Source organism: Xanthomonas sp. NCPPB 3959, assembly GCF_056675575.1.
This window is the reverse complement of record NZ_JBWWVR010000009.1, coordinates 211808-237135: the sequence shown is the minus strand read 5'-3', so window position 1 is coordinate 237135 and position 25328 is coordinate 211808. Positions and strand designations below refer to the sequence as shown.

At 64.3% G+C, this 25328-nt stretch carries 22 protein-coding genes; 5 read left to right on the top strand and 17 right to left on the bottom strand.

The genetic code is table 11. The features are described from left to right. Positions 1–39: 39 nt before the first annotated feature. Positions 40–426, bottom strand: coding sequence for a hypothetical protein (locus tag AC1KVG_RS12900; protein ID WP_481094647.1), 387 nt, complete (start codon positions 424–426; stop codon positions 40–42). Positions 427–691: 265 nt separating this feature from the next. On the opposite strand from AC1KVG_RS12900, the gene AC1KVG_RS12895 reads away from it, so the two are divergent. Beyond that, on the top strand, positions 692–940 hold the full coding sequence (locus AC1KVG_RS12895; protein WP_481094652.1) for a site-specific integrase: 249 nt from the start codon (positions 692–694) through the stop codon (positions 938–940). Positions 941–1038: 98 nt separating this feature from the next. Here the strand turns inward: AC1KVG_RS12895 and secF are convergent, their stop codons facing one another. From secF to AC1KVG_RS12865, 6 genes are all read right to left on the bottom strand, one after another. Beyond that, positions 1039–2007 (bottom strand): protein translocase subunit SecF, encoded by a 969-nt coding sequence (secF, locus tag AC1KVG_RS12890; RefSeq protein ID WP_006448912.1) that lies wholly within the window; start codon positions 2005–2007, stop codon positions 1039–1041. A 91-nt stretch (positions 2008–2098) separates the two neighbouring features. Then, positions 2099–3943: a protein translocase subunit SecD gene (gene secD / locus AC1KVG_RS12885; protein WP_043907395.1), complete on the bottom strand. Its 1845-nt coding sequence runs from the start codon at positions 3941–3943 to the stop codon at positions 2099–2101. 191 nt (positions 3944–4134) lie between these two features. Continuing rightward, positions 4135–4488, bottom strand: a complete 354-nt coding sequence (yajC, locus tag AC1KVG_RS12880; protein WP_006448914.1) for a preprotein translocase subunit YajC — start codon at positions 4486–4488, stop codon at positions 4135–4137. A 131-nt stretch (positions 4489–4619) separates the two neighbouring features. Continuing rightward, positions 4620–5765: a tRNA guanosine(34) transglycosylase Tgt gene (gene tgt, locus AC1KVG_RS12875; RefSeq protein WP_481094646.1), complete on the bottom strand. Its 1146-nt coding sequence runs from the start codon at positions 5763–5765 to the stop codon at positions 4620–4622. 70 nt (positions 5766–5835) lie between these two features. Continuing rightward, positions 5836–6906: a tRNA preQ1(34) S-adenosylmethionine ribosyltransferase-isomerase QueA gene (queA, locus tag AC1KVG_RS12870; protein WP_481094651.1), complete on the bottom strand. Its 1071-nt coding sequence runs from the start codon at positions 6904–6906 to the stop codon at positions 5836–5838. A gap of 157 nt (positions 6907–7063) precedes the next feature. Next, positions 7064–7495 (bottom strand): Lrp/AsnC family transcriptional regulator, encoded by a 432-nt coding sequence (locus AC1KVG_RS12865; RefSeq protein WP_006448917.1) that lies wholly within the window; start codon positions 7493–7495, stop codon positions 7064–7066. 121 nt (positions 7496–7616) lie between these two features. On the opposite strand from AC1KVG_RS12865, the gene AC1KVG_RS12860 reads away from it, so the two are divergent. Beyond that, the gene (locus AC1KVG_RS12860) at positions 7617–9113 is read left to right on the top strand and encodes an aminotransferase class III-fold pyridoxal phosphate-dependent enzyme (RefSeq protein ID WP_481094645.1); all 1497 of its coding nucleotides are present in this window, start codon (positions 7617–7619) and stop codon (positions 9111–9113) included. A gap of 219 nt (positions 9114–9332) precedes the next feature. On the opposite strand, the gene AC1KVG_RS12855 is transcribed toward AC1KVG_RS12860, so the two are convergent. The 4 genes from AC1KVG_RS12855 to AC1KVG_RS12840 form a co-directional block, all read right to left on the bottom strand. Continuing rightward, complete coding sequence (locus AC1KVG_RS12855; RefSeq protein WP_481094644.1) at positions 9333–10040, bottom strand: glycosyltransferase family 32 protein; 708 nt, start codon at positions 10038–10040, stop codon at positions 9333–9335. A gap of 243 nt (positions 10041–10283) precedes the next feature. Then, positions 10284–11663 (bottom strand): purple acid phosphatase family protein, encoded by a 1380-nt coding sequence (locus tag AC1KVG_RS12850; protein WP_481094643.1) that lies wholly within the window; start codon positions 11661–11663, stop codon positions 10284–10286. Beyond that, a complete protein-coding gene (locus AC1KVG_RS12845; RefSeq protein ID WP_481094642.1) occupies positions 11660–12781 on the bottom strand; it encodes a phytase in 1122 nt (373 codons plus the stop codon). The genes AC1KVG_RS12850 and AC1KVG_RS12845 overlap by 4 nt, the downstream gene beginning before the upstream one ends. After that, positions 12778–15336: a TonB-dependent receptor gene (locus AC1KVG_RS12840; RefSeq protein ID WP_481094641.1), complete on the bottom strand. Its 2559-nt coding sequence runs from the start codon at positions 15334–15336 to the stop codon at positions 12778–12780. The genes AC1KVG_RS12845 and AC1KVG_RS12840 overlap by 4 nt, the downstream gene beginning before the upstream one ends. A 151-nt stretch (positions 15337–15487) precedes the next feature. Here AC1KVG_RS12840 and upp point away from each other — a divergent pair, with 151 nt between their 5' ends. Next, complete coding sequence (gene upp / locus AC1KVG_RS12835; protein ID WP_006448928.1) at positions 15488–16120, top strand: uracil phosphoribosyltransferase; 633 nt, start codon at positions 15488–15490, stop codon at positions 16118–16120. Between the two features lie 159 nt (positions 16121–16279). On the opposite strand, the gene AC1KVG_RS12830 is transcribed toward upp, so the two are convergent. Further along, on the bottom strand, positions 16280–18022 hold the full coding sequence (locus tag AC1KVG_RS12830) for a glycoside hydrolase family 9 protein (RefSeq protein WP_481094640.1): 1743 nt from the start codon (positions 18020–18022) through the stop codon (positions 16280–16282). Between the two features lie 512 nt (positions 18023–18534). Here AC1KVG_RS12830 and AC1KVG_RS12825 point away from each other — a divergent pair. Continuing rightward, on the top strand, positions 18535–18903 hold the full coding sequence (locus AC1KVG_RS12825) for a hypothetical protein (protein ID WP_481094639.1): 369 nt from the start codon (positions 18535–18537) through the stop codon (positions 18901–18903). Positions 18904–19056: 153 nt separating this feature from the next. On the opposite strand, the gene ggt is transcribed toward AC1KVG_RS12825, so the two are convergent. The 5 genes from ggt to rsmD form a co-directional block, all read right to left on the bottom strand. After that, entirely contained in the window at positions 19057–20835 is a 1779-nt protein-coding gene (ggt, locus tag AC1KVG_RS12820) for a gamma-glutamyltransferase (protein WP_481094638.1), read from the bottom strand. Continuing rightward, positions 20832–21116, bottom strand: coding sequence for a YfhL family 4Fe-4S dicluster ferredoxin (locus AC1KVG_RS12815; protein ID WP_003489796.1), 285 nt, complete (start codon positions 21114–21116; stop codon positions 20832–20834). Before AC1KVG_RS12815 ends, ggt begins: the two co-directional genes overlap by 4 nt. Before the next feature lie 234 nt (positions 21117–21350). Next, complete coding sequence (locus AC1KVG_RS12810; RefSeq protein ID WP_023904336.1) at positions 21351–21848, bottom strand: hypothetical protein; 498 nt, start codon at positions 21846–21848, stop codon at positions 21351–21353. Between the two features lie 47 nt (positions 21849–21895). Continuing rightward, complete coding sequence (gene coaD / locus AC1KVG_RS12805; RefSeq protein WP_006448932.1) at positions 21896–22402, bottom strand: pantetheine-phosphate adenylyltransferase; 507 nt, start codon at positions 22400–22402, stop codon at positions 21896–21898. Continuing rightward, on the bottom strand, positions 22399–23022 hold the full coding sequence (rsmD, locus tag AC1KVG_RS12800; RefSeq protein ID WP_481094637.1) for a 16S rRNA (guanine(966)-N(2))-methyltransferase RsmD: 624 nt from the start codon (positions 23020–23022) through the stop codon (positions 22399–22401). Before rsmD ends, coaD begins: the two co-directional genes overlap by 4 nt. Positions 23023–23260: 238 nt before the next feature. Between rsmD and htpG the strand changes: the two genes are divergently transcribed. Then, the gene (gene htpG / locus AC1KVG_RS12795; protein WP_481094636.1) at positions 23261–25165 is read left to right on the top strand and encodes a molecular chaperone HtpG; all 1905 of its coding nucleotides are present in this window, start codon (positions 23261–23263) and stop codon (positions 25163–25165) included. Positions 25166–25328 lie beyond the last annotated feature (163 nt).

The following is a 25328-nucleotide window of genomic DNA, read 5'->3' as shown; positions in this document are numbered from 1 at the left end:
ACCCGCGAAGCGGGTTCGGCTTGAATGAATTGTTAGACGTCATCCGCCGGCTACCGACGAACTTTCGCTTGAAAGCGGTCTGAGCGTCAACGGCGCCGGCAGAAAATGCGGCGCATCGCCGGAGAAGCCGTATACCTCGATCCCGCTCAGAATGCCGTTGCATGAGTAAATGAAGGCGCCGGAGTGCTCGCCGTCCGAGTCAAAGACATAGTCGCCAAGAACGTGTACTCCGGGAGGCGCTGGAGCATGGCTCTGTAACTGGAAGTTGATGCTCGCGCACCCGCACGGACAACGCCAAGATGTGGCCTCCGCGCGTTCCAGTTGCTCAATGAAGTCACGAGCCTCCGTGGTTCCATGCTCAAGCATGTAGCGGGCGAGCGCGCGCTCTTCCTCGGTGAGTGGCCGATTTCCTTCTGTCTCGCCCATGACGTCTAACTTCTATTGGACCGCCTAAACGCGGTGTTGCACCTAGTATCAGCAATCCGCGGACGCGTGGGAATAGGCTCATTCCCAATGAATATCAATCGCTTACCTGATAGCTGGGGCCAAGCCCCACGTCGATGCTGGTGGTGTTACCCAACTGTTGAGCAGGCGTATGAATTACACCCCGGGAGATGGAGGCGTAACAGCGCGGTCGGGGCCGAAGCTGTTGTATCAGGTGCGCGACCGCCTGCGGGTACGGCACTAAAGCCTGCGCACCGAGCAGGCCTATCTGAGCTGGATACGGCGCTTCATCCTGGCCAGCGGCAAGGGTTATTTGGTGCAGATGGGCCAAGTGGAGGTCGAGGCGTTCCTCAACCGCTTGGCGATCCAGGCACAGGTGTCTGCGGGCACACAGAACAAAGCGTTGGCGGCGCTGTTGTTTCTCTCCCGCAACATATTGCGTATCGATCGGCATCACGTGTCCGACGAAATCCCTAGTGTTCACAATCTTGAGTAGTGGCGTCACAGTGCACACCATGCAGTCACGACGCCCAACGCCAGAAACGAAAAAACCGCGCAATGCGCGGTTTTTTCGTCACACCTTTTACCAACCGATCAAGGACGACGCGCCAGCGCCTCCACATCCTTGGCCTTGGGCAGCAGATCCTGCTTGGTCACCGCGAACGGCCCGATGCTCAGCATCGGCACGGCGACGATGATCGAGGAGATCACCACGATCACCGCGCCAATCATGTGCGTCTCGGCCAGGCCTTCCATCGACTCGCCGCCGTAGATGTACAACGCCAGTGCCGACAGGAAGAACATCACCGCGGTGATCACCGTGCGCGACAGCGTCTGGTTGATCGAGCGGTTCAGCACTTCCAGCGGCTCCACGCGCAGCGCACGGAAGTTTTCGCGCACGCGGTCGAACACCACGATGATGTCGTTGATCGCAAAACCCATCACTGACAACAAGCCCGCCAGCACGGTCAGATCGAACTCGCGGCCGGTCAGCGACACGAAGGCCACCGTCACCAGCAAATCGAACAACGCGGTCAGGCTGGCGACCACAGCGAACTTCCACTCGAAGCGGAACGCGATGTAGATCAGAAAGCCCACAAGCATGAACACCGTGGCGTACACGCCGTTCAAGGCCAGGTCCTTGCCGACCTGCGGGCCGACGAATTCGCCCGGCTGCACGGTGGCGGGATTCTGCTCGGTGCTGACGGCCTTGCGCACTTCTTCGGCCACGGTGGTGGCGGCATCGTCGCGGTTGTTGTGCTGCTCGCGCGCCTGCAGGCGAATCATCACCTCGTTGCCGCCGCGCGCGTTCTGCACCTGCGCGTTTTCGAAGCCGGCCTTGGCCAGCTGCTCGCGCACCTGGTCCACGTCCACCGTCTTCTGGAACGAGGTCTGCACCAGCGTGCCGCCGGTGAATTCCAGTGCGTAGTTGAAGCCCTTGCCGACGATGATGCCGATCGAGGCGATCGCCAGCACCAGCATCAAGATCAGCACCGGCTTGCGCAGGCGCATGAAATCGATCTTGGTGTCGTTCGGGATCAGATGAAGCGGAAAAATTTTCATTCAAAGATTTTCCTGGAAAGTCCGCACATGGATGTGCGGGCTCTTGCGAGGGACTCGCATTTTACCTGCGGGCTCTTGCGAGGGACTCGCATTAAATAGCGACAGACTTCAGCTTCTTGCGGCTGCCATAGATCAGCACCGCCAGCGCGCGCGACACGGTGATCGCGGTGAACATCGAGGCGAAAATACCGATGATCATGGTCAGCGCGAAGCCCTTCAGCGGGCCGGTACCGAACGCGTACAGCGCCACGCCGACGATCAACCCGGTCAGGTTGGCGTCGAGGATGGTGCCACCGGCCTTCTCGTAACCGGCCACGATTGCCGACTTGGGCGGCACGCCGAGACGTAATTCTTCGCGGATACGCTCGTTGATCAGCACGTTGGCGTCCACCGACAGACCGACCGACAACGCCAGACCGGCAAAACCCGGCAGCGTCATGGTGGCGCCGAACAGCGACATCACCGCAATCACGATCAGCAGGTTGAACAGCAGCGCCGCCGAGGTGATCGCGCCGAACATGCGGTAGTAAATGGTGAAGAACACCAGGGTGAACACGAACGAGAACACCACCGCAGTGACGCCGCGCTCCACGTTCTCCGCACCCAGGCTCGGGCCGATCACGTATTCCTCGACGAAATCCATCGGCGCGGCCAGCGAGCCAGACTTCAACAACTTGGCCAGGTTCTCGGCTTCGGTCTTTTCCAGACCGGTGGTCTGGAAATTCTTGCCGAACACGCCGGCGATACGGGTCGGCGACAGCGCCTCTTCCTTGACCCGCACGCTGCGCACTTCCTTGCCGTCGACCATGGTCACGGTGGGGATACGCTCGATGTAGACCACCGACATCAGCTTGCCGACATTGGCGCTGGTGTAGTCGAGCATGCGCTGGCCGGCGACGTTGTTGAGCGTCACCGCCACCGCCGGCATGCCGTTCTGGTCGTTGCTGACGCTGGCACTGACCATCTGATCACCAGTCACCAGCGCGCGCTTGTTGAGCAACACCGGTGCATTGCTGTCGCGCAGACGGTAGACCTTGGCTTCCGGCGGAATGGTGCCGCTGCGCACGGCGTCTTCGGCATTGCCTTCGACCACCGCACGGAATTCCAGCGAGGCGGTGGCACCGATCAGGCGCTTGGCCTCGGCGGTGTCCTGCAGGCCCGGCAATTCGACCACGATGCGGTCTTCGCCCTGGCGCTGGATGGTCGGTTCGGACACGCCCAGCGCGTTGACACGATTGCGCAAGGTGGTGAGGTTCTGTTCGATCGCGCCGCTGGCGATCTGCTTGAGTTCGGCCTCGGGGACCTTCACTGCGATGTTCTGGCCACTGACGTCATAGGTCAGCGTCGGCTGCGCCTTGGCCAGCGCGGTGCGTGCGGCATCGGCGCTGGCGCCCTCGCTCAGGCTGACCTGGATGCTGTTGTCGCCACGACGCTCGACCGAACGATAGGCGATGCGGCCATCGCGCAAGGTGGTGCGGATGTCTTCGGCAAAGCCGTCCAACCGTTTTTCCAGCGCCGCTTTCTGATCCACCTGCATGGCGAAATGCACGCCGCCGACCAGGTCCAGACCCAGCACCATCGGCCGGCCGCCCAGCTTGGCCAGCCAGTCCGGCACGGTCGAGGCCAGGTTCAGCGCCACCGTGTAGTTCTCGCCCAGTTGCTGGCGCAGCACGTCGTTGGCGCGGGTCTGTGCCTGCAGGTTGGGCAGACGCACCATCAGGCTCTCGCCTTCCTTGGTGACGGCCTTGGGCGTGATGCCGGCGCTCTTGAGGTCGGCGTCGATGCGGCTACGCAATGCGTCGTCGAGTTGGGCACCGCGACTGGCGGTGATCTGCACGGACGGGTCTTTCTGGTAGATGTTGGGCAACGCGTACAGCGCGCTGACCGCCAGCACCAGCAGGATCAGGAAATACTTCCAGCGAGGAAATTCGAGCATTGCGACAGTCCCGCGCGACACCATCCCGGCGACGCGCCTAGCAGTGAGAACGACTTCAAGCGGCCAACACAAGGTCGCGAGCGGTCGTCAGGTGGATGCGGGCGGTGCCGGGACGGGAGTATTGCGACCCACCGGTTCCAAGCACCGACTGCGCCCGCCTGACGGTGCGCGCAGTAGTTTTTGAGCCGCTCTTAGCTGGCGGACTTCAGCGTGCCCTTGGGCAGCACATGGCCCACGGCACTCTTCTGCACGCGGATGCGCACGTTGTCGGCCACTTCCACGGTGATGAAGTTGTCGCCGATGTCGCTGATCACGCCGGCAACGCCGCCGGAGGTGATCACTTCATCGCCGCGCGAGAGCTTCTCCAGCAGCGACTTGTGCTCCTTCTGGCGCTTCATCTGCGGGCGGATCATCAAAAAATACATGACCGCGATCAGGATGATCGGCAACGCGAAGGTGGACAGGCTTCCCATCGGGCCGGCGGCCGGCGCGCCACCGGTGGCCTGCGCCTGGGCGACGGGGATCAGGAAATCGAGCAGATTCATTCAATGCATCCTAGTTTGGTGCCAGCGCGCCAAGCGGCCCGCTCGCTATTCAGGTACCGCCGAAGCGGAACAGCCGGGAATTATGCCATGCGGGTTCCAAACCGTCCGCGCAAGGGCGCGGACGGCCGGTTTCAGCTGGTTTCCCCCGGCAACGGCGGCGTGATGGCGCCGCGTGCCGCATAGAAGGACCGCCGGAACTCCACAAAGGTTCCCGAGGCGATCGCCGCGCGCAGGTCGGCCATCAATTTTTCGTAGTACCAGAGGTTGTGCAGGGTGCCCAGCATCGGCGCCAGCATCTCGTTGCAGCGGTCCAGATGGCGCAGGTAGGAGCGCGTGTAGCCGCTGCTGCAGGCGTGACACCCGCAGCCCGGCTCGATGGTGTCCAGGTCGCGCTCGTACTTGGCGTTGCGGATGCGCACGGTACCGAACGAAGTGAAATAGTGGCCGTTGCGCGCGTTACGGGTAGGCATCACGCAGTCGAACATGTCCACGCCACGCGCCACGCCTTCGACCAGATCCTCGGGGCGGCCCACGCCCATCAGGTAGCGCGGGCGCTCGGCCGGCAGGCGCGGATGCAGGTGTTCGAGCATGGCATTGCGCTCATGCTCGGGCTCGCCCACCGCCAGCCCGCCGATGGCATAGCCGTCGAAGCCGATACCTTGCAGCCCATCCAGCGAGCGGCTGCGCAGGTCCGGATGCACCCCGCCCTGCACGATGCCGAACAGCGCCGCATCGTTACCCAGCCCGTCATGCGCGTCGCGCGAGCGCTGCGCCCAGCGCAGGCTCAGTTCCATCGAGCGCCGCGCGACGTCTTCGGTGGCCGGGTACGGAGTGCACTCGTCGAAGATCATCACGATGTCCGAATCGAGCACCTTCTGGATCTGCATGCTTTCTTCGGGCCCCAGGAATACGCGGGCGCCATCGGTGGGCGAAGAAAAGGTCACGCCCTGTTCAGTGATCTTGCGGCGATGCGCCAGCGAAAACACCTGGAATCCGCCCGAATCGGTAAGGATCGGCCCGTCCCAGCGCGCAAACCCGTGCAGCCCGCCGTGATCGCCAATCACATCCAGACCCGGGCGCAGATACAGATGGAAGGTGTTGCCCAGGATGATCTCCGCACCCAGCGCGCGGATCTGCTCGGGCAGGATGCCCTTGACCGAGCCATACGTCCCCACCGGCATAAACGCTGGCGTCTCGACGGTGCCGCGCGGAAAGGTCAGGCGGCCGCGGCGGGCATGGCCGTCGGTGGCTTGGAGCTGGAATTGAAGTCGGGACATTGAAAGGCCGGGATTGGAGATTGGGGATTCGGGATTGGCGAAAGCCGAGGAGGCGGCGAACGGAGTGCTGTTACGAATCCCCACTCCCCACTTCCCACTCCCTGCCCCACAGCAGCATCGCATCGCCGTACGAAAAGAAGCGATAGCGCTGTTCGATGGCGTGCTGGTAGGCGGCGAAAATGCGTTCGCGGCCGGCGAAGGCCGAGACCATCATCAGCAGCGTGCTTTCGGGCAAATGGAAGTTGGTGACCATCGCATCGACGCTGCGGATGCGGTAGCCGGGCAGGATGAAGATCTGGGTTTCGCCGGCAAATGGCAGCAGTTCGCCATCGGGTGCGGCATCGGTTTTACGCCAGGCGCTTTCCAGCGAGCGCACTACGGTGGTTCCCACCGCGATGACGCGGCCGCCGCGTGCGCGCGTGCGCCGCACCTGCTCGACCAGCGCAGCACCGACGTTGAGCCACTCGGTGTGCATCACGTGCTTGTCCAGCGCATCCACGCGCACCGGCTGGAAGGTACCGGCGCCGACATGCAAGGTGACATGGCCGAACTCCACCCCGCGCTCGCGCAACTGCGCCAGCAGCGCCTCGTCGAAATGCAGGCCGGCGGTGGGCGCGGCGACCGCGCCGACTTCACGCGCGAACACGGTCTGGTAGCGCTCGCGGTCTTCCACGCCCGGCTCGCGGCGGATGTACGGCGGTAGCGGCAGCTGTCCGGCCTCCGGCAACCACTGCTCCAAAGGTGCGGGGATATCGAAACGCAGCAGATAGAACTCGCCATCGCGGCCCAGCACTTCGGCCTGCCCACCGGCATCGAGCGCGATCAGGCTGCCGGCCTTGGGCGACTTGCTGGCGCCGATCTGCACGCGCGCCTCGCGCTCGCCGAGCAGGCGCTCAATCAGGATCTCCACCCGCCCGCCGCTGGCCTTCTGCCCGAACAGGCGCGCCGGGATCACCCGGGTGTCGTTGAAGATCAGCAGATCGCCCGGCTGCAGCAGCTCGGGCAGATCGCGCACCTGGCGGTCGACCAGCGCCTGCGGCGACGGCGGCACCACCAGCAAGCGGCTGGCCGCGCGCTCGGCCAGCGGCACCTGGGCGATCAGTTCGTCGGGCAAGGAATAATTGAAATCGGACTTCTTCAAGGCCGCAGGATAGTTGAATGAGGAGCCGCGCATTGTAACTGCGGCCGGGATTGGGGATTGGGGATTCGTAAGAGCCAAATCCGGGACACGGAACGTGTAAGACGCAAGCCGGCCCGCTTTTACGAATCCCCAATCCCCAATTCCCAATCCCCGCCCCTCACCGCTCAAACTTCGTCGACAGAATGATCGACGTGGTCGTGCGCTCCACCCCGTCAATGGCGCCGATGGCGTCGGTGAGCACGTCCATTTCGTTGACGCCGCCGACCACGCCCAGGGCGATCAGGTCGTAGGCGCCGCTGACCGAGTGCAGCAGGCGCACCTCGGGGATGTCGCGCAGTGCCTTGACCACGGCCGGCATCTTCTTGGGCAGCACGGTGATCAAAATGTGCGCGCGGATGCGGCCCTGTTCGTAGGCGTCGTGGGTGCGCACGGTGTAGCCGCTGATCACGCCGTCGCGTTCGAGTTTTTCGATGCGGCTTTGCACGGTGGTGCGCGACAGCCCGAGCCGGCGCGCGATCTGCGCGGTGGAGGCGCGCGCGTCCTCGCGCAACAGCGACAGCAGGCGTTCGTCGGAGGGAGTGATTTTCACTTTTGCCCAAATAATTCGTCGATTCGACGAAAATACCTGACTTCCTGCCCGGATTCACGCTGCCAAACGCCGATCTTCTGCCGATAATAGAAAGGGAACGCCACCTTGTAGGAGATGCGCCATGTCCGTCCTTGCCCCACTCGCCCCGCTGCGTGCCCATGCCGGCCGCCGCCTGACCGATGGCCTGGACGATGCCAGCATCGTGCGTCTGGCCAGCACCCACGACGATCTCGCCCAGGCCATCGATGCGGCCGCCGCCGAATACGCGCTGGTGCGCGAGGAGGCCGCCGACCTGCTGGATCTGGACGAGGACGCGCAGATCGGCGCGGTGCAGGACGGCTTCATCAATTTTTACGCCGACGATGCGGTCACCCCATACGTAGCGCTGGCCGCGCGCGGCCCGTGGGTGGTCACGCTCAAGGGTGCGGTGCTGTACGACGCCGGCGGCTACGGCATGCTCGGCTTCGGCCACACGCCCGCGCCGGTACTCGAGGCCATGGCACGCCCGCAGGTGATGGCCAACGTGATGACGCCCAGCCTGGCGCAGCGCCGGCTCGACCGCGCCCTGCGTGCGGAGATCGGGCATACCCGTGGCGGCTGTCCGTTCGCACGTTTCATGTGTCTCAACTCCGGCTCCGAAGCGGTCGGCCTGGCCGCACGCATCGTCGATACCAACGCCAAGCTGCACACCGACCCGGGCGCGCGGCACGCCGGTGCCACCATCAAGCGCGTGGTGGTCAAGGGCAGCTTCCATGGCCGTACCGACCGCCCCGGCCTGTATTCCGATTCCAGCCGCAAGACCTACATCAAGTACCTGGCCAGTTACCGCGACGAGGATTCGGTGATCGCGATCGCGCCGTACGACGTGGCGGCGCTGCAGCGCGCCTTCGAGGAGGCCGCGCGCAATCACTGGTTCATCGAGGCGGTGTTCCTCGAGCCGGTGATGGGCGAAGGCGACCCGGGGCGCGCATTGCCGGCCGCGTTCTATGCCGCTGCGCGCGAGCTGACCCGCCTGCACGGCAGCCTGCTGCTGGTGGATTCGATCCAGGCCGGCCTGCGCGCGCACGGCGTGCTGTCGGTGGTGGATTACCCCGGCTTCGAACAGCTCGACCCGCCGGACCTGGAAACCTATTCCAAGGCGCTCAATGCCGCGCAATACCCGCTGTCGGTGCTGGCGGTGACCGAACAGGCCGCGCAGGTGTATCGCAAGGGCACCTACGGCAACACCATGACCACCAATCCGCGCGCGCTCGATGTGGCCTGCGCCACGCTGGCGTTGTTTACTCCGCAGGTGCGCGCCAACATCCGTAGCCGCGGTGCGCAGGCGATCGCCAAGCTGGAGGCGCTGCAGTCCGAGTTGGGCGGCTTGATCACCAAGGTGCAGGGCACCGGCTTGCTGTTTTCCTGCGAGTTGGCACCGCAGTTCAAGTGTTACGGCGCCGGGTCCACCGAGGAATGGCTGCGCCACCGCGGTGTCAACGTGATCCACGGCGGCGAGAATTCGTTGCGCTTCACGCCGCACTTTGCCATGGACGAAGACGAGCTCGATCTATTGGTCGGCTTGATCGCGCGTGCGCTCAAGGAAGGCCCGCGCCAGGTGCAGGCCGAGGCCGCCTGAAGCTGCACATCTCTCAACGCTTGAAGCGCGAAGTCCTGTGGGCTGCCGCGCTGATGGCGCGAGATTTGTGACATAGCAAGCACGATGCGAAGCGCGCTTGCGCAAGCGCCCTTCACCAGCGTGAACCGCACAAAACGCCGCGATGGGTAATGCAGCCGGAATCACTGCCGTGCCGCCATGCAGATCCGTTCAACAGATCTGCAAGGCGACCGGCAGCAATCAGATCGGCACCGCGCTCAACTTGCGACGCAGGTAATTGGTCACCGCCCGGCGCGTCGACTTGCCGCGCCACGATGCCCAGCACAGATGCGAGCCGACCGCCATCTTGCCGCCGCGGTGGCCGAGCCCGAACCAGGTGCGATCTGGATGGAATGCATCGCGCGGCGGGAACACGATGCCGGAGAACTGCTCGCCATATGCGTTGTAGAAGCGCGTCAGCCCGCGCGGGCCGGAGATCATCGGAATCTGCCGGTGATCTTCCAGCGTCTCCGGCGCATGCACATTGAAAATGTGCTCGATAAAGGCGCGCCACAGAGGATGCCCTGCCTGGGAACCGAAGACGGCATTGCCGATCTTGAACTGATCGTTGCCTAGCGCGCCATCCTCGATCGGCAGCACGCATTGCTGTACCAACAGGTCGGCGCCCAGCGGCTGCAGCAGCTTGTAGTCGGTGTCGAAATAAAAGCCGCCGTGCGCGTGCATATAGGCGCAGCGGGCGATGTCCGCCTTCATCACGCCGAAGCGGATCGCCTCGTAACGGTCGGCGAATTCCGGGAACGCGCGACGCATCAGTTCCGAATTATCCGCGTCATCCCAGACGTAGCAGACCCAGTCCGGCAGTAGCCGCTGCAGACGGGCCTGGATCCTGCGTTCTTCCCACTGCAATTGCTTGGTCGGCGCGGTCAGATGAAACACATGGGGAATCATGGTGGTTTCTCGGGGGCTGGGGGCACCAACACCTCCATCCAGCGCCGACCTGACACCCGGCTACCCGGATGGAGATCCGGCTAACCACACCCTATGCCCATTCTTTGTGTGATGTAACTCACACTTTTCAATTGGCATACGAGGTAACCATTGGAAAAATCAATGCATCAGCGAAGTTTCCTCACATCTCCCTAACTCGGTGCGCCGAGCCGCCCCAACTCTTTCGAATTCGTCACAGCGTATTTATTCCCAGCAGCGATCCGCCCTTCCCTTGAGCGTTGCACTGCGTGGGCAATCGCGCGGGGCGATGCGCCCTGCTTCGTGTTCGATCAACCGCTTGGCCCCGGTTGCATCGCGCTTGAGCTCGAAGGCATCGTAGAGACGTCCGGTGGCGGTGCGCGACTCGTAGAGCAACTTCTGGTTGTCGATGCGAAGCACCTGATACAGCTGGGTATCTTCGCCGACCGGGCGCATGGTCTTGCGGGCCATGTCCGAGAGCCGGTATTGCTTGGGCCCGGCCACCGACACCACGAACACCGGCGTCGCCTGCCCGGCCTCATCGCCGCGACGGCCGTAGGTGTGGTCGTGGCCCTGCAGCACCAGATCGACCTTGTGGCGACGGATCACCGGCAGCACCTGCTCGACCAGCTTTTCGTTCTCGCGATCGGCGCGCGGCGAGAAGAACGGTTGGTGGATCAGCACGATCGACCACGGATGCGGATTGTCGGCCAATACGGTGTCCAGCCATTGCGCCTGCGCCGGGCCGGTGCCCAGATCCAGCACGGAGGTACCGTCGAGCACGGCGATGCGCACGCCCTGGTAGTCGAACCAGTAGCTGGTGCGCGCGGTGGCCGACGGCCCATTGCGCGGCAAGGCGAAGGTCACCGGCCAATGGCTGCCGAGCGTGCGCGTGGCCTGCGGGGTGTCTTCGCCCTCTTCGTGATACTCGTGATTGCCCGGCGCCGGCGCCACTGCGGCGCCTTCCAGCAACCAGCGCCCGGCTTCGAACCACTCGGCCCACTCGTTGTCGTCCTGGCCGTCCTTGCCGCTGACCAGATCGCCGGCGAACAGTGCCAGCCGCGCGTCCGGTGCGCTGCGCCAGGCCTGGCGGATCACCCGCGAGACCAGGCTGAGATTCTTGTTCTGGGTATCGCCGAAATACAGCAGCGTCAGCGGGGTGGCGGCCGTGGCGGCGGTGCGGAAATGATTCCATGCGCCCCAGGTGCTGTTGCCCTGCACGCGGTAGGCGTAAAGCGTGTCCGGCTTCAACCCATCGACATCGGCGCGGTGGTGATGCGAACTGCCGTTTTCGCTGCTCAGCGTGGCGGTGCTGGCGCGAATGCGGCGCGGCGTACCCACGTCGGGCGAGTCGCCGGCAACGACCAGTTCCAGCCAAGGCTGGTTGACGCTGGCATCGGTACGCCAGGCCACCGCGAAACCGGTCGCCGCATCCTGCGCGGGCGTGGCGACGATGCGGTCCGGAAAGCCGTCGGCGACATAGTGGGTGGAGCCCGCCGGCACCTGCGTATTCGGTTCGGCGGCCCGCTCGGCGGCAAACGATTGAGCGCTGCTCATCGCGATGAGCGAGAGCAGCGCGTATGCCGACGCACGCGCAGCGCTCATGGCGCGCACTCTTTCAAACGCAGCGTGCGTGCGATATCGCGCCAATCGAATGCGGCCACCGCCTGGTCGTCATGCAATGCGTAGAACACGCCACCGGGGAAGCGCGCATCGCCGCGTTGATCCAGCCACACGCCGTCGGTATTGGCGGTCACCCGGCCGGCGAATGCGCCCACATGCGCCAGGCTCTGGCGATCGAACACCTGGAACACGCTGCGGTCCTTGAACTGATCGGTGGCGATCCAGTACCCGCTGCCGTCGCTGCACGCCAGCAAGGTCATGCCCTCGGCCTGCGCCTTGAACAGGCCGGTGCCGACATTGCGCCCGCGATAACGCCCGTCCATGCCGTACTCGCGTAGCTGCGTGCCGACGGCCACGTCTTCTTCGGCAATCATCAAGCGCGCATTGGCTTCATCGCCGAACACCGATTCGGCAATCCGCACCGCACCCGCTTCGGTGGTATCGCCAAAGCTCTGGGTCAGCTGCGATTGCCAGCCCTGCCCTGCGTTGTTCAATTGATAACGCCGGAAGCGCTGACCGAGGTCGGCCACCGGCGGCGGCAGATCCTTGTTGGCCGGCGACATGTAGTTGTCGCTGACCACCACCTCGTAACCGCCGTCGTGCTTGCGCACCCACAGGCTGTAAGGTTCGCGCAGTTCGTCCTGGCCGAAGGCGGTCAACGGCTTGAAGTCCGGCAGCGAGAACACCTGCACACGGCGGTTGTCGCGCTCGACCACAAACAGCAGATCGTCGACCACCGAGATCCCGTTCGGGCGATCCAGCTTGCCCAGGGCCTTGCCCTTGCCGCCGACCACGCGCAGGCGCTTGCCGCTGTCGCCATCGAATACCACCAACGCATGCGTGGCCTTGGCAGTGGCGATCAGCCAGCGGCTGCCATCCGGCGCCATCCAGCTGGCGGGTGAGTCCAGATTGTCGGACGGCGTGGAAGTGGTGATGAAGGCTTCCGGCACCACTTCATGCGCCACCTTGGCCTCGCTGAGCAAGGGGTCTTTCAGCAGCGCCTCGTCGGCTTCGCGGTCGACCGGTGCGCTGGCGCAAGCCGTCAGCGCCAGTGCGGTGGCAAGTAACGTGGTGTGGAGCCGCGTGCGCGTTGCGATCACAGTGCCACCTTCAGGCCAAGCGCATAGGTGCGGCCGTATTCTTCGTTCTGCAGCGTGCGTGTGGGCACGCCCTGGTACAGCTCCAGCGGTTCGTCCAGCAGGTTCTGCGCTTCCAGATACAGGCTGACGTGGCTGTTGAATTGATAGTTCATGCTGAAATCCAGCTGTGTATGCGGAGCGACGTAGATATCGTACGCGCGGCTGGCGCCGATGGTGTCCAGGTATTCGCTGCGATACACCGCTGCCACACGCGCACTGAAGCCGTATTTTTCATAACCCAGATGGCCGCTGTAGATCCGCTTGGACGAACGCGGCAAGGTGAAGTCCTCACCGGCGCGGTCGCTCAGGCCGGGATCGAAATCGCTGTCCAGCACGGTGGCGCTGGCACCGACCAACAGGCCATTCCAGCCTTCCGGCAGGAAGTCCAGGGTCTGCTGCCAATTGAACTCGGCACCGCGCACTTTTGCGGTGTCGCCATTGACCGAGCGCGTGACCTGCAAATCCGGGAATTCCGCATCGTTGGTACTGATCGTCTGCACGATGTAATCGTCGATCGATTTGTTGAAGACGCCCAACGAGATCAGGCCGGTGCTGCCGATGTATTTTTCGAACGACAAATCCAGATTGGTGGAACGGTAAGGATTGAGATCGGGATTGCCGATGCTCACTTCCTCATCGCCGCGATTGATGCTCACGCGCGGCGACACATCGCCGAACGACGGGCGCGACAAGGTCTTGTTGGCCGCAAACCGCAGCACCCAGTCGTTGCCGGTGTCGTAGCGCAGGTGCAGGCCCGGCAGCACGTTGGTATAGCTGCTGGACGCTTCGCGTGGTGTCACCGTGGCCGAGCGGCCGTCTTCTGCCACGTCCACCTGATTGCCGGTGGCATTGAACTGGGTGTTCTCCACACGCACGCCGGTAATCATGCGCAGCGCCCCGATGTCCCAGGTGCCCATTGCGTACGTCGCAAACACATCTTCGGTGGCGGTGTAGTCGTCCTGCAGCGAGACCTGCTGATTGCCGCCGACATCCTGCGGACGTGCGCTGTACAGATTGCCGGAGGTGTTCCAGTAACGGCGCATGCCATCCGAGCCGATGCTTTCGCCCAATGTGCCGCCACGGTGTTCCGGTGCGGCGGTGGTCCAGTCGCTCAAGTCGATCGCCGGGCCGCGACGCAGCTCGCGTTCGTCCACATTGACATCGCGCTCGCGCCAGCGACCGAGCACGCCCATCTTCAGGCTGGCATGCTCGCCATCGAAGCGCACGTTGACCTGCGCGCTGCGCTCGCTGTCGTCCACCCGCTTGGGCGAAAGCACGAAGCGGTCGAACACGAAGTCGTCGTTGCTCTGCCAGCCGTTGTCGGAGAAGCCCAGGCGCGGAATCCCGCTGTTCTGATCGACCGTGGCCGACAGATCGTCGCCGTCATAGTTGAAGCGCGCTTCCATTTCATCGTTCACGCGCTCGGTGGTCTTGGTGTAGCCCACCTTGTAATCCACGGTGGCCGCGCTGAGGCGATTTTCGCCGCCCATGCTCAAGGCCATGGTGTCTTCTTTCTTGGTGCGATAGCGCACGCGCTTGGAGATCGAATCGGCCGGCAGATCGGCCACGTTGTAGGTGCCATCGCCATTGGCGCTGACCTGACCATCGCTCAGACCGAAGATGGTGCGCTGACGCGTTTCGGCATCGTCGAAACGGCTGTACAGCGTGCGCAGGTAATAGCGGTTGTCTTCGTCCGGGCGCCAGTCCAGATTGAGGTTGGCGCCCATGCGGGTGCGTTCGATGAAGTATTTGCGGCGCTGCACTTCGCCGGCAAACAGATCATCGGCCGCACCGCCATCGAAACTGTCGTAGGCCACTTCGGTGTTGTCGGATTCGAATTCGCGATCCTGGTAGTTCACACCCACTGCCACACCGAAGGTGCCATCGAAGATATCGCTGTAGTTGAACGCACCCTTCGGGCTGGTCTTGCCCGACAGCGACTGGTGGCTGCCTTCGACCGAGCCGCGCAAGGTGCGGCCATCACGATCGAATGCGGAGGTGGACTCGACTTGAATTGCGCCGCCGATGGAATCGCCCGGCATGTCAGGCGTTGGCGACTTGACCACCTTGAGGCGCTCGGTGGAATCGGAGGGAATCACGTCCAGCGGCGCCGAGCGCGTGCCGTCTTCCGGCGTGCCCATGGTCATGCCGTCGATGGTGACGCTGTTGAGCGCCGAATCCAGACCGCGGATCACCACGAAGCGGCCCTCGCCCTGATCGCGCGTCACGCTGACGCCGGGCAGGCGCTGCAAGGATTCTGCAACATTCTTGTCGGGGTAACGGCCCATCGCATCGGACGCGACCGCATCCTGGATGGCATCGGAACTGCGTTTGAGATCGACCGCGCGTACCTGCGATTCCGTTTGCGGGCGCACTTCCAGCCGCTCCAGATCGATGGCCGCGGCGCTTGCTGCGCCGCCAGCAGCAGCACCCTCGGCCGCCAGCGCCAGCGGGCTCCACGTGGCCGCAGCCAACGTCAGCGTGATCGCCAGGCAGAGCGGAGTCTTGTTGAGCACGGGTGCTTCCCCAATTGGTTAAGAATGGGTGGGCACACTATGTCTACGACGTTTCACTGACATGACATCTGCAAGCGCGATCACGCGCAATGTGTGGCGACGCTGCCGCCGGCTGCGGCACACTGTGGGCCTCTCCCGCCTGTCGCTGCCCATGAAAATCGTCGAAGTTCGCCACCCCCTCGTTCAACACAAGATCGGTCTGCTGCGCGATGCCGCCTTGAGCACCAAGGGCTTCCGCGAACTGGTCACCGAGCTGGGCACGTTGCTGGCCTACGAGGCCACCGCCAATCTGGACACCGAATCGCACGTGCAACCCGGCTGGGCCGGGCCGGTCACCGTGCAGCGAATTGCCGGCGCAAAAATCACCCTGGTACCGATCCTGCGCGCAGGTCTGGGTATGTTGCCCGGCGTGCTGGCGCTGATCCCGGCCGCGCGCGTGAGCGTGGTCGGCCTGCAGCGCGACGAAGAAACCCTGCAGCCGGTGCCCTACTTCGAACGCCTCACCGGCCGCCTGGAAGAACGCGACGCATTGATCCTGGACCCGATGCTGGCCACCGGCGGCACCCTGATCGCCACCATCGACATGCTCAAGCGCGCTGGCGCACGGCGCATCAAGGGCATCTTTTTAGTGGCCGCACCGGAAGGTCTGAAAGCGCTGGAAGCGGTGCATCCGGATGTGGAGGTGTACACCGCCGCGATCGACGATCACCTCAACGAGAAGGGCTACATCCTGCCCGGCCTGGGCGATGCAGGCGACCGGATTTTTGGTACGCGGGTGGAGTGAGCTAAAGCCCCTCTCCCCCCGGGAGAGGGGTTGGGGTGAGGGTACGGTGTGTCGGTGTTCCTGCCGACGCCGTACCCTCATCCGGCGCTGCGCGCCACCTTCTCCCGGTGGGAGAAGGAACAGCCGCGGCATCGGGCATTGCGTTGAAAAACGCCCGCCTCACCGCGTAGACGCCTCAATCGCAGCACTCACATACACCAGCGGCGCATTCCAGTTGATCGCCACCTCATTGCTGGCATAACTGCAGGCGTTATCCAGATACGACAACGCCGGCAGTTTTGAGGGATACGCCACCTTGCAGTCCTTGGCATCCTGCTGCCCGGGTTGCGGGCCGCCGGCCAGCCAGCCGGGGACCGGCGCGTCGATGCCATCGGCTTCGGAAGGGCGATGGTGGATATGCATCGGCGTGCGCTGCCCTACCCCGGTAACGAACGACAACCCGAGCGGATTGCGCCCCAGGATGTAATCCAGCTGCGACTGCGCGGCATCCAGAAATGGCCGCTGCCGAGTCAGCCGGTAGCCCTGCATCAACATCATCGCGCGGTTGAGCACGACTGCATTACTGCCCCACACGAAGTCGGTGTCCGTCATCGCCAGACGCCACGGAGAGGACTGCCATTCATCGGCAAGACGCTGCGCCAGACCAGTGATCTCACGCGCGATGCGTGCACGGTCAGCGTGCGGGGTAAGCTGGTCGCGATGCTCGCCCAGCGACATCCACGCCAGTCCGCCGACATTGCTCCAGCCCGGCACACTGGCCGGCACATTGCGCGCGATCATCGCGTTGTAGAAGCCATCCTCGCGCGTGCTCACATACAACTCCGCCGCGGCCCAGGCAAATTCATCGTCCACCTGCGCATCGTCGTAGCCACCGGTGCGCACGTCATCGGGCTGGCGATAGATCACATCCGGGTGCTGCTGCGCCCACGCCCAGGCACCGCGCGCGGCTTTCAACATACGCGCCGATGCGCCGGGATACTGCTTGTCGAACGGTGCATACACGCGGCTGGCCGCCGCCATCACCGCAGCGAAATCCAGTGTGGCCGCAGTGGCCTTCATCACCACATAGCGTTGCTGTTTGGCCTGCTCGGGCATCACCAACCCATCGAACTGCTTGTCGGTGAGCTTGTGGTACACGCCGCCATCGGCCGGGTCCTGCATGGCCAGCATCCACTCCAGATTCCACCAGGTCTCCTGCAGGATGCCGGGCACACCGGGCGCGTCGTTGGGGATGGTTAGCGCCTGCGCCTTGAACAGCGCCGGATACTGCTCGTAGGCGGCCAGCAAGGTGTAGGTGCTGATGCCAGAATTGACGATGTACTTGTTGTAGTCACCGGCGTCGTACCAGCCCTTGGGCGCACTGATCACGCTGTCGGCCGGACGCGTGGCCGATGCCGCGGAAGGGTGGATACGCACCTGCGTATCCGGGTGCCCGGCCGCACGCGCGTAGCGCCCGGCAAACTGCGCCGGCAGCGCAGTGCTGGCGCGATTGAAATAGAACGCCTTCAGCGATGCATCGAGCACCGGCTGATACGCGCCGGCCGCGATCGGGAACGGATCGGACGCCGGCAGCCCGTCGATTTTCAAGCGATACGTGCCTGCTGTCCGCACGCTGGAAAAATCCGCCACCCGCGCCTGCTGGCCGGCTGCGCTCCACGACGCTGCAGGCTGCAAGCTGCCTTCCAGCACGCGGCGCCCTTGCGCATCTTCGACAGTGAAGCGGTCCGAGCCGGTTGCCGCGCCTTGCGGCAACCCGACCACTGCAAGCTTGGCCGAGCCGGGTAGATAGCCGAGCTGATTGACTTGGATGCGGCCAACGGAAGGGTCATCCGCGGTCTGGGCGGAACAGCCTGCAGAAGCAAGCGCGAGAACGACGGTCGGGATGGCGTGGAAAGGATTCATGCCCCAATGGTGGCGGCATTGCATAGCAGCGACAAGCACACCTTGCCGACATTGGCCGGAGCGTGCCATCGGTTGCCCAGCCACGCACCATCACCCTACCGCAGTGCAGGCCGCGATCTGCTCCGATTCTGCGACCGGCTGCCGATGCGCGCAGTGCGGTATCAGCAATTCCACCGGGTTGGTCGGCTCTTTCGCGGAAACGCTGCAAACCGCTCACCGCAGGCAGCGACTTCACGTTGAAAGCCCGGCAATTGCCGTCATTTCCGCCAATTCTTTCCAGCAGCATCGAACTACCTTGGCGGTGCGGCGATGCCATGTATCACCGCACCGCATCGACCTGCCGCGCACTCGCCATCCCGAGTGGCCAGGGCATGGCCTTCCTCATCATCCAAGGATCACAGATGACTACCCAGCCGATCACACGCCTCTCCCATTCCACCCGCACTGGCTCGATGCCGTGCAGCATGCGGCGGCGTCCGCGCATAGGGAGATGCCTCGCCGCAATGCTGTCGATGGGTCTGCTGACCCTGAGTCAGACCGCGCTGGCGACCAAGCAATGGAACGCCAATGCCAACCCGACCCTCAACAATTGGATCTCCGGCATGTACACCAACATCACAGGACCGTTGCAGACGCTATTGCACCAGTGCGAAACCGCGCCGCAGGCCACGTGCGAGGTCACGATCCTGGCCAATGGCGGGGTCCACACCAGTGCGACCGATGGCAAGCAACACTTCACGCTCCGTTTCACCGGCAACCCGGCTCCGTATCTGGCGTGCCATGTCTATCCACAGTCACCCGGCAACACCAACGACAAACGTCTGCAAGGCGCCACCTGCTACGACGCACAGCACAACGGAACCTACTTCAAGCTCAACTGATCGCATGCGGCGATCGCGCCAGTGTTGGCGCATGCGCCGCTGACAGGCTGTTGCGGGCAGCGCAGGGTGGGCCGTGGCCCACCCTGCGTCGCTATGCAGGCACCGACATGCGTATTGCGTCCTTCGCAATGCGAGTACAGGACATGGCCGCACTCAACGCGCCGGCGTCGCCAGCTGCACTTGCGCCTTGCCCACCGGGTTACGCGGGTCGCTACCGCCGCTGAGCACGTTGCTGCGCTTGTCCCATTCCACCGTCTGCAGGTTGCCCCACACGTGGCTGGAACCGCGGCCGCCGGCGGCGGTGTCGCCGGGCAACTTGAGCGCGTGGCCCATCGCTTGCAGCGCCTTGGCGGTCTGCGGCGAGAACGCGTTGCTCTCGGCCTCGATCACGTCCGGCAGCCACTGGTGGTGATAACGCGGCAAGGCGCTGACCTGCTGCGCGTCCAGACCGGCGTCGTAGCCCAGGATGCCGAGCAGCACCATGGTGATGATGCGGCTGCCGCCCGGGGTGCCGATCACCGCGACCTTGTCGGCCGATTCCATGAAGGTCGGCGTCATAGAGCTGAGCATGCGCTTGCCCGGCTTGGGTGCGTTGGCGGCATAGCCCATCACGCCGAAAGCGTTGGGCGTGCCCGGCTTGAGCGCGAAGTCGTCCATCTCGTCGTTGAGCAGCACGCCGGTGCCCTTGGGGATCAGGCCCGAGCCGTACAGCAGGTTGACGGTCTGGGTGGCACCGACGCGGTTGCCTTCGCTGTCGATGATGGAGAAATGCGTGGTTTCATCGTCTTCCAGCGGGGTGGGACTGCCCGACAGCAGATCGCTGGGCGTGGCCTTCTCCGGGTTGATCGTGGCACGCAGGCCCTGCGCGTAATCCTTGCTGGTCAGCACGCGCTGCGGCACGGCGACAAAGTCCGGGTCGCCCAGGAAAAAGGTGCGGTCGCGGTAGGCGCGGCGCATTGCTTCCACCACCAGATGGGTGCGGTGCGCGTCGTCTAGCTTGTCCAGATCCCAGCCTTCCAGAATCTGCAGCATCGCAGCGAGTGCGATCCCGCCGGAGGACGGCGGCGGCGCGGTGGTGATCTTCCAGCCGCGGTAATCGAACTGGATCGGCGTGCGCTCCTTGACCCGATACCCGGACAGCTCGGCGGCCTTCCACTGTCCACCGGCCTGCTTGACGCCAGCCAGCAGTTTCTTGGCGGTTTCGCCCTTGTAGAAGCCGTCAAAGCCCTTGTCGCCAAGCAGCTTCAACGTAGATGCGAGCTCGGGCTGCTTGAAGATGTCGCCCTCGGCAATGGGCTTGCCGCCGCGCAGATACACCTCGCGCGTGCCGGGGTAACGCTCCATCACTTCGCGCCGCGAGGCATAGCCCTTGGCCATGCGCGCGTACACTGGGAAGCCCTCGGTGGCGATGCGGATCGACGGTGCCAGCGATTGCTTCAGTGGCAGCCGGCCGTGTTTGGAGGCCAGTTCCACCAGCGCGGCGGGCAGCCCGGGAATACCGGCCGACCATGGGCCGTTGACCGAGCGGTCGCGGTCCAGCTCGCCCTTCTTGTCGAGGAACTGCGCCTCGCTGGCAGACTCGGGCGCGTACTCGCGCGCGTCCAGCATCACGTCCTTGCCGGTCTTGGCATCGTGCAGCAGGAAGAAGCCACCGCCACCCAGACCCGAACTGATCGGCTCGACCACCGCCAGCGTGGACGACACCGCGATGGCCGCATCGAAGGCATTGCCGCCTTCGCGCAGGATCTGCAGGCCGGCATCGGTGGCCAAGGTGTGACCGCTGGCAATCGCCGCGCCCGGCGGATGCGCCGCCACCGGCGAGGTCGCAGCCGCCGCAGGTTTGCTGCCATCGGCAGACCACGCCGGCGGTGCCAGCACGAAGGCCAGCAGCAACAGGCCGCGCGCAGAGAAATGTCGGGAAAAAATGCTCACGGGGCGGGAGGCTCCTGTTCGTACAGTTCGGGGTGATCGCGCTGCAGCTGCATGAGCTTGGCGAGCAGTTGATCGTGGGTTTCCGGGATGGCCGGATCCGGGTCGATGCATTCGACCGGGCACACCACCACGCATTGCGCCTCGTCGAAATGGCCCACGCACTCGGTGCAGCGTGCCGGGTCGATGACGTAGATGGTTTCGCCCATCGAGATGGCCTGATTCGGGCACGCCGGCTCGCAGACATCGCAGTTGACGCAGAGCTCGTTGATTTTCAGCGACATATCGGCAACACCATGCGATGCGCGGCAGCGCGATTCAACCGCAGGCGCTGGAACGCAACGTACTGCTGCAGGCAGGCGCACATGGCGCGGATCAACCAGGGGACAACGCCGTGGGCGCTGTCGGAGACCGGCCTGACACGGCCGGCTCCGGTGGCATGCGAATTCAGCAGCATGCGGCTGGATCCGCATGCTGCGGCCGGATGCGCCCTCCCGCGCGTCCGGCTTGGTACGGCATTACTTGGCTTCAACGAAGGTGTATTCCACGCCCTTGGGCTGGACGATGGTCTGCACGCGCGCATTCTCGGCAGCATTGCCGATGAACAACACGCGCACGCCCTTCATCGAATCGGCCGGCACGTCCTTGAACGCGGCGTCGATCAGGTCGGCCATCTTGGTCGAGGCCGACGAGCCGAACGCCAGCATGTTGCCCGGCTGCACGCCACGGGCGAGCGCGGTCTTGACGCTTTCCAGCTGACGCTCGTAGCTGCCGGCGAATTCGGCATCGGACTCCGGCGGCAAGTAGTACAGGAACGGGCTGTTGGTGGTGGCGCCCAGGTTCTGGCCGACCACTTCCTGCAGGTACTTCTTCCAGCCGGCGTTGTCGTCCTTGGACGGTGCGGTCAGCGCAGCCGGGGCTGCGGCGGCGGTCGGTGCCGGCTCTTCCTTCTTGCAGGCGGTGACGGCCAGAGCGGCGATCGAAGCGAGCACCAGCGCGCGCATTGTGTGTTTCATGAAACTCCTCCCTTTGAAAAGCATGTGGTGATGTGACTGCTAGAGAATCAGGCCTGCGCGCGGGATTGCCGCACCTGCCGCAAGGCCTCGACGACCGAAGCCGGAACGAAACCGGACACGTCCCCGCCCAGCCGCGCGATTTCGCGCACCAGCGAGGACGAGATGAAGCTGTATTGCTCGGCCGGGGTGAGGAACAGCGTCTCCACCTCCGGGATCAGATGGCGGTTCATGCTGGCCATCTGGAATTCGTATTCGAAGTCGGACACCGCGCGCAGACCGCGCAGCAGCACACCGGCGCCCATGTCGCGCACGAAGTGGGCCAGCAGCGTATCGAAGCCGCGCACTTCCACGTTGGCATGTGCGGCCAAGGCTTCCTGGGCGAGCTCGACGCGGCGCTCCAGCGGCAGCGCCGGCCCCTTGGACGGACTGTAGGCAACACCGACCACCACCCGCTCGAACAACGGCGCGGCGCGATTCACCAGGTCGATATGACCGTTGGTGATCGGGTCGAAAGTACCGGGATAGACAGCAGTGCGGCTGTTGGCCACGCTCATACGGAAACTACCGGGGTCGGGTCGCTGTTCAGTGTAGCAGCGGCCCGGCGGTACAGCGCATAGCGCACCTGCTGGGTGGCGCCTTCGCGGTGCAGATGCCAGCCGGCCGGCACCTGCGGCGGTAGTTCGGCCGGGCCTTCCAGATACAGCCAGGCATCCGGTGTGAGGTGCGCGGGCAGGCGTTCCAGCACGCTCGGCCACAGGCCGGCGGCAAACGGCGGGTCGACGAACACGATGCTGGCCTGCGCGGCGGGTGCGCGCTCCAGCCAACGCAGCGCGTCTTCCTGCAGCACCTGCACCTGATCGGCCGCATCCAGCTTGGCCACGTGCTCGCGCAGCCGCTGCACCAGGCCAGGGTCGCGCTCGATCAGGGTCGCATGTGCAGCGCCGCGCGACACCGCTTCCAGGCCCAGCGCACCGGAACCGGCGAACAGGTCCAGCACACGCGCACCGGGCAGGCGCGGCATCAGCCAGTTGAACACCGTTTCGCGGACGCGGTCGCTGCTCGGGCGCAGGCCCGGCAGATCCGGCACCGCCAGCTTGGTGTTGCGCCAGCGCCCGCCGACGATGCGCACCTGCCCTTCCGTGCCACGTGGCGCCGGGCGTGCGGGGCGGCTCATCGCAGCGTTCCGGATGGAGGACAGCAAGCGCGGGAGAGTGGCAGGACGCGTGGCGGCATGGAGCAAGGCAAGGCAAACGGGGCCGCCATGATAGCGCTGCCCGGCGCTGGCGCCGCTGGTGTCGCAGTGCGCCGACATTGCCGGATCCACCGGCTTGCCTTGAAAAAATCCCCGTGCGACCTCATCCCCCAGGCCATCGGCCGCACTGCGGCCTGGACCACCACGGAGCACGACCCCAATGACCGTTGATACCGACAAGCAGACGCTTGGCTTCCAGACCGAGGTCAAGCAGCTGCTGCAGCTGATGATCCACTCGTTGTACTCGAACAAGGAAATCTTCCTGCGCGAGCTGGTGTCCAATGCCGCCGACGCCGCCGACAAGCTGCGCTTCGAAGCATTGGTGAAGCCGGAACTGCTGGAAGGCGGCGGCGAATTGCGCATTCGCGTGGACTACGACAAAGACGCGCGCACCGTCACCATCGACGACAACGGCATCGGCATGAGCCGCGAAGATGCGGTCTCGCATCTGGGCACCATCGCCAAGTCCGGCACTGCCGACTTCCTTAAGCACCTGAGCGGCGACCAGAAGAAGGACGCCAACCTGATCGGCCAGTTCGGCGTGGGGTTCTATAGCGCCTTCATCGTCGCCGACCAGGTCGACGTGTATTCGCGTCGCGCCGGCCTGCCCGCCAACGAAGGCGTGCATTGGTCCTCGCGTGGCGAAGGCGAGTTCGAAATCGCCAGCATCGACAAGCCCGAGCGCGGCACCCGCATCGTGCTGCAGCTGAAAGAAGGCGAAGATAGTTTTGCCGACGGCTGGACGCTGCGCGGCATCCTCAAGAAGTACTCCGACCATATCGGCCTGCCGATCGAAATGCGCAAGGAACATCACGGCGAAGAAGCCGACGCGCCGGCCGAGCCGCAGTGGGAAGCGGTCAACCGCGCCAGCGCGCTGTGGACGCGCCCCAAGAGCGAGATCAGCGAGCAGGAATACCAGGAGTTCTACAAGCACGTCGCGCACGATGCGGGCAACCCGCTGGCGTGGAGCCACAACAAAGTCGAAGGCAAGCTGGATTACACCTCGCTGCTGTTCGTGCCCGGCCGCGCACCGTTCGACCTGTATCACCGCGATTCGGCCAAGGGCCTGAAGCTGTATGTGCAGCGCGTGTTCGTGCTGGATCAGGCCGAGCAGTTCCTGCCGCTGTACCTGCGTTTCATCAAGGGCGTGGTGGATTCGTCCGACCTGTCGCTCAATGTCTCGCGCGAGATCCTGCAATCGGGCCCGGTGGTGGATTCGATGAAGTCCGCGCTGACCAAGCGTGCGCTGGACATGCTGGAAAAACTGGCCAAGGACAAGCCCGACGAGTATGTGACGTTCTGGCGCAACTTCGGCCAGGCGTTGAAGGAAGGCCCGGCCGAAGATTATGCCAACCGCGAGAAGATCGCCGGCCTGCTGCGCTTCTCGTCCACACACGACACCACCGGCGCGCAGAGCGTGGGCCTGGCCGATTATGTCGGTCGCCTGACCGAAGGCCAGGACAAGCTGTATTACCTCACCGGCGAAAGCTACGCGCAGATCAAGGACAGCCCGCATCTGGAAGTGTTCCGCAAGAAGGGCATCGAAGTGCTGCTGCTCACCGACCGCATCGACGAATGGTTGATGAGCTACCTCACCGAGTTCGACGGCAAGTCGTTCGTGGACGTGGCACGCGGCGACCTGGACCTGGGCAAGCTGGATTCGGAAGAAGACAAGAAGGCGCAGGAAGAAGTCGCCAAATCCAAGGAAGGCCTGGCCTCGCGCATCAAGGCCGCCCTCGGCGACGACGTGGCCGAAGTGCGCGTCTCGCACCGCCTGACCGATTCCCCGGCCATCCTTGCCATCGGCCAGGGCGACCTGGGTCTGCAGATGCGTCAGCTGCTGGAAGCCAGCGGCCAGGCCGTGCCGGAAACCAAGCCGGTGTTCGAATTCAATCCCGCCCACCCGCTGATCGAAAAGCTGGATGCGGAACAGGATATGGACCGGTTTGGTGACCTGAGCCGCGTCTTGTTCGACCAGGCTGCGTTGGCGGCGGGTGACAGCCTAAAGGATCCTGCGGCGTATGTGCGGCGGTTGAATAAGTTGTTGTTGGAGTTGTCGGCGTAAGGCTTACGACACACGTGTGATACACCAAGACCGGCGCATGCGCCGGTCTTTTTTTGCGCATCTCTCAGGGCGACTGTTGGAAGAGCGGCGGCAGCGGTGTCCGACACCAACCGATCCGACAACGGCTCGCACTCCTCCGGAACGCATCACGCTGATGGGAGGA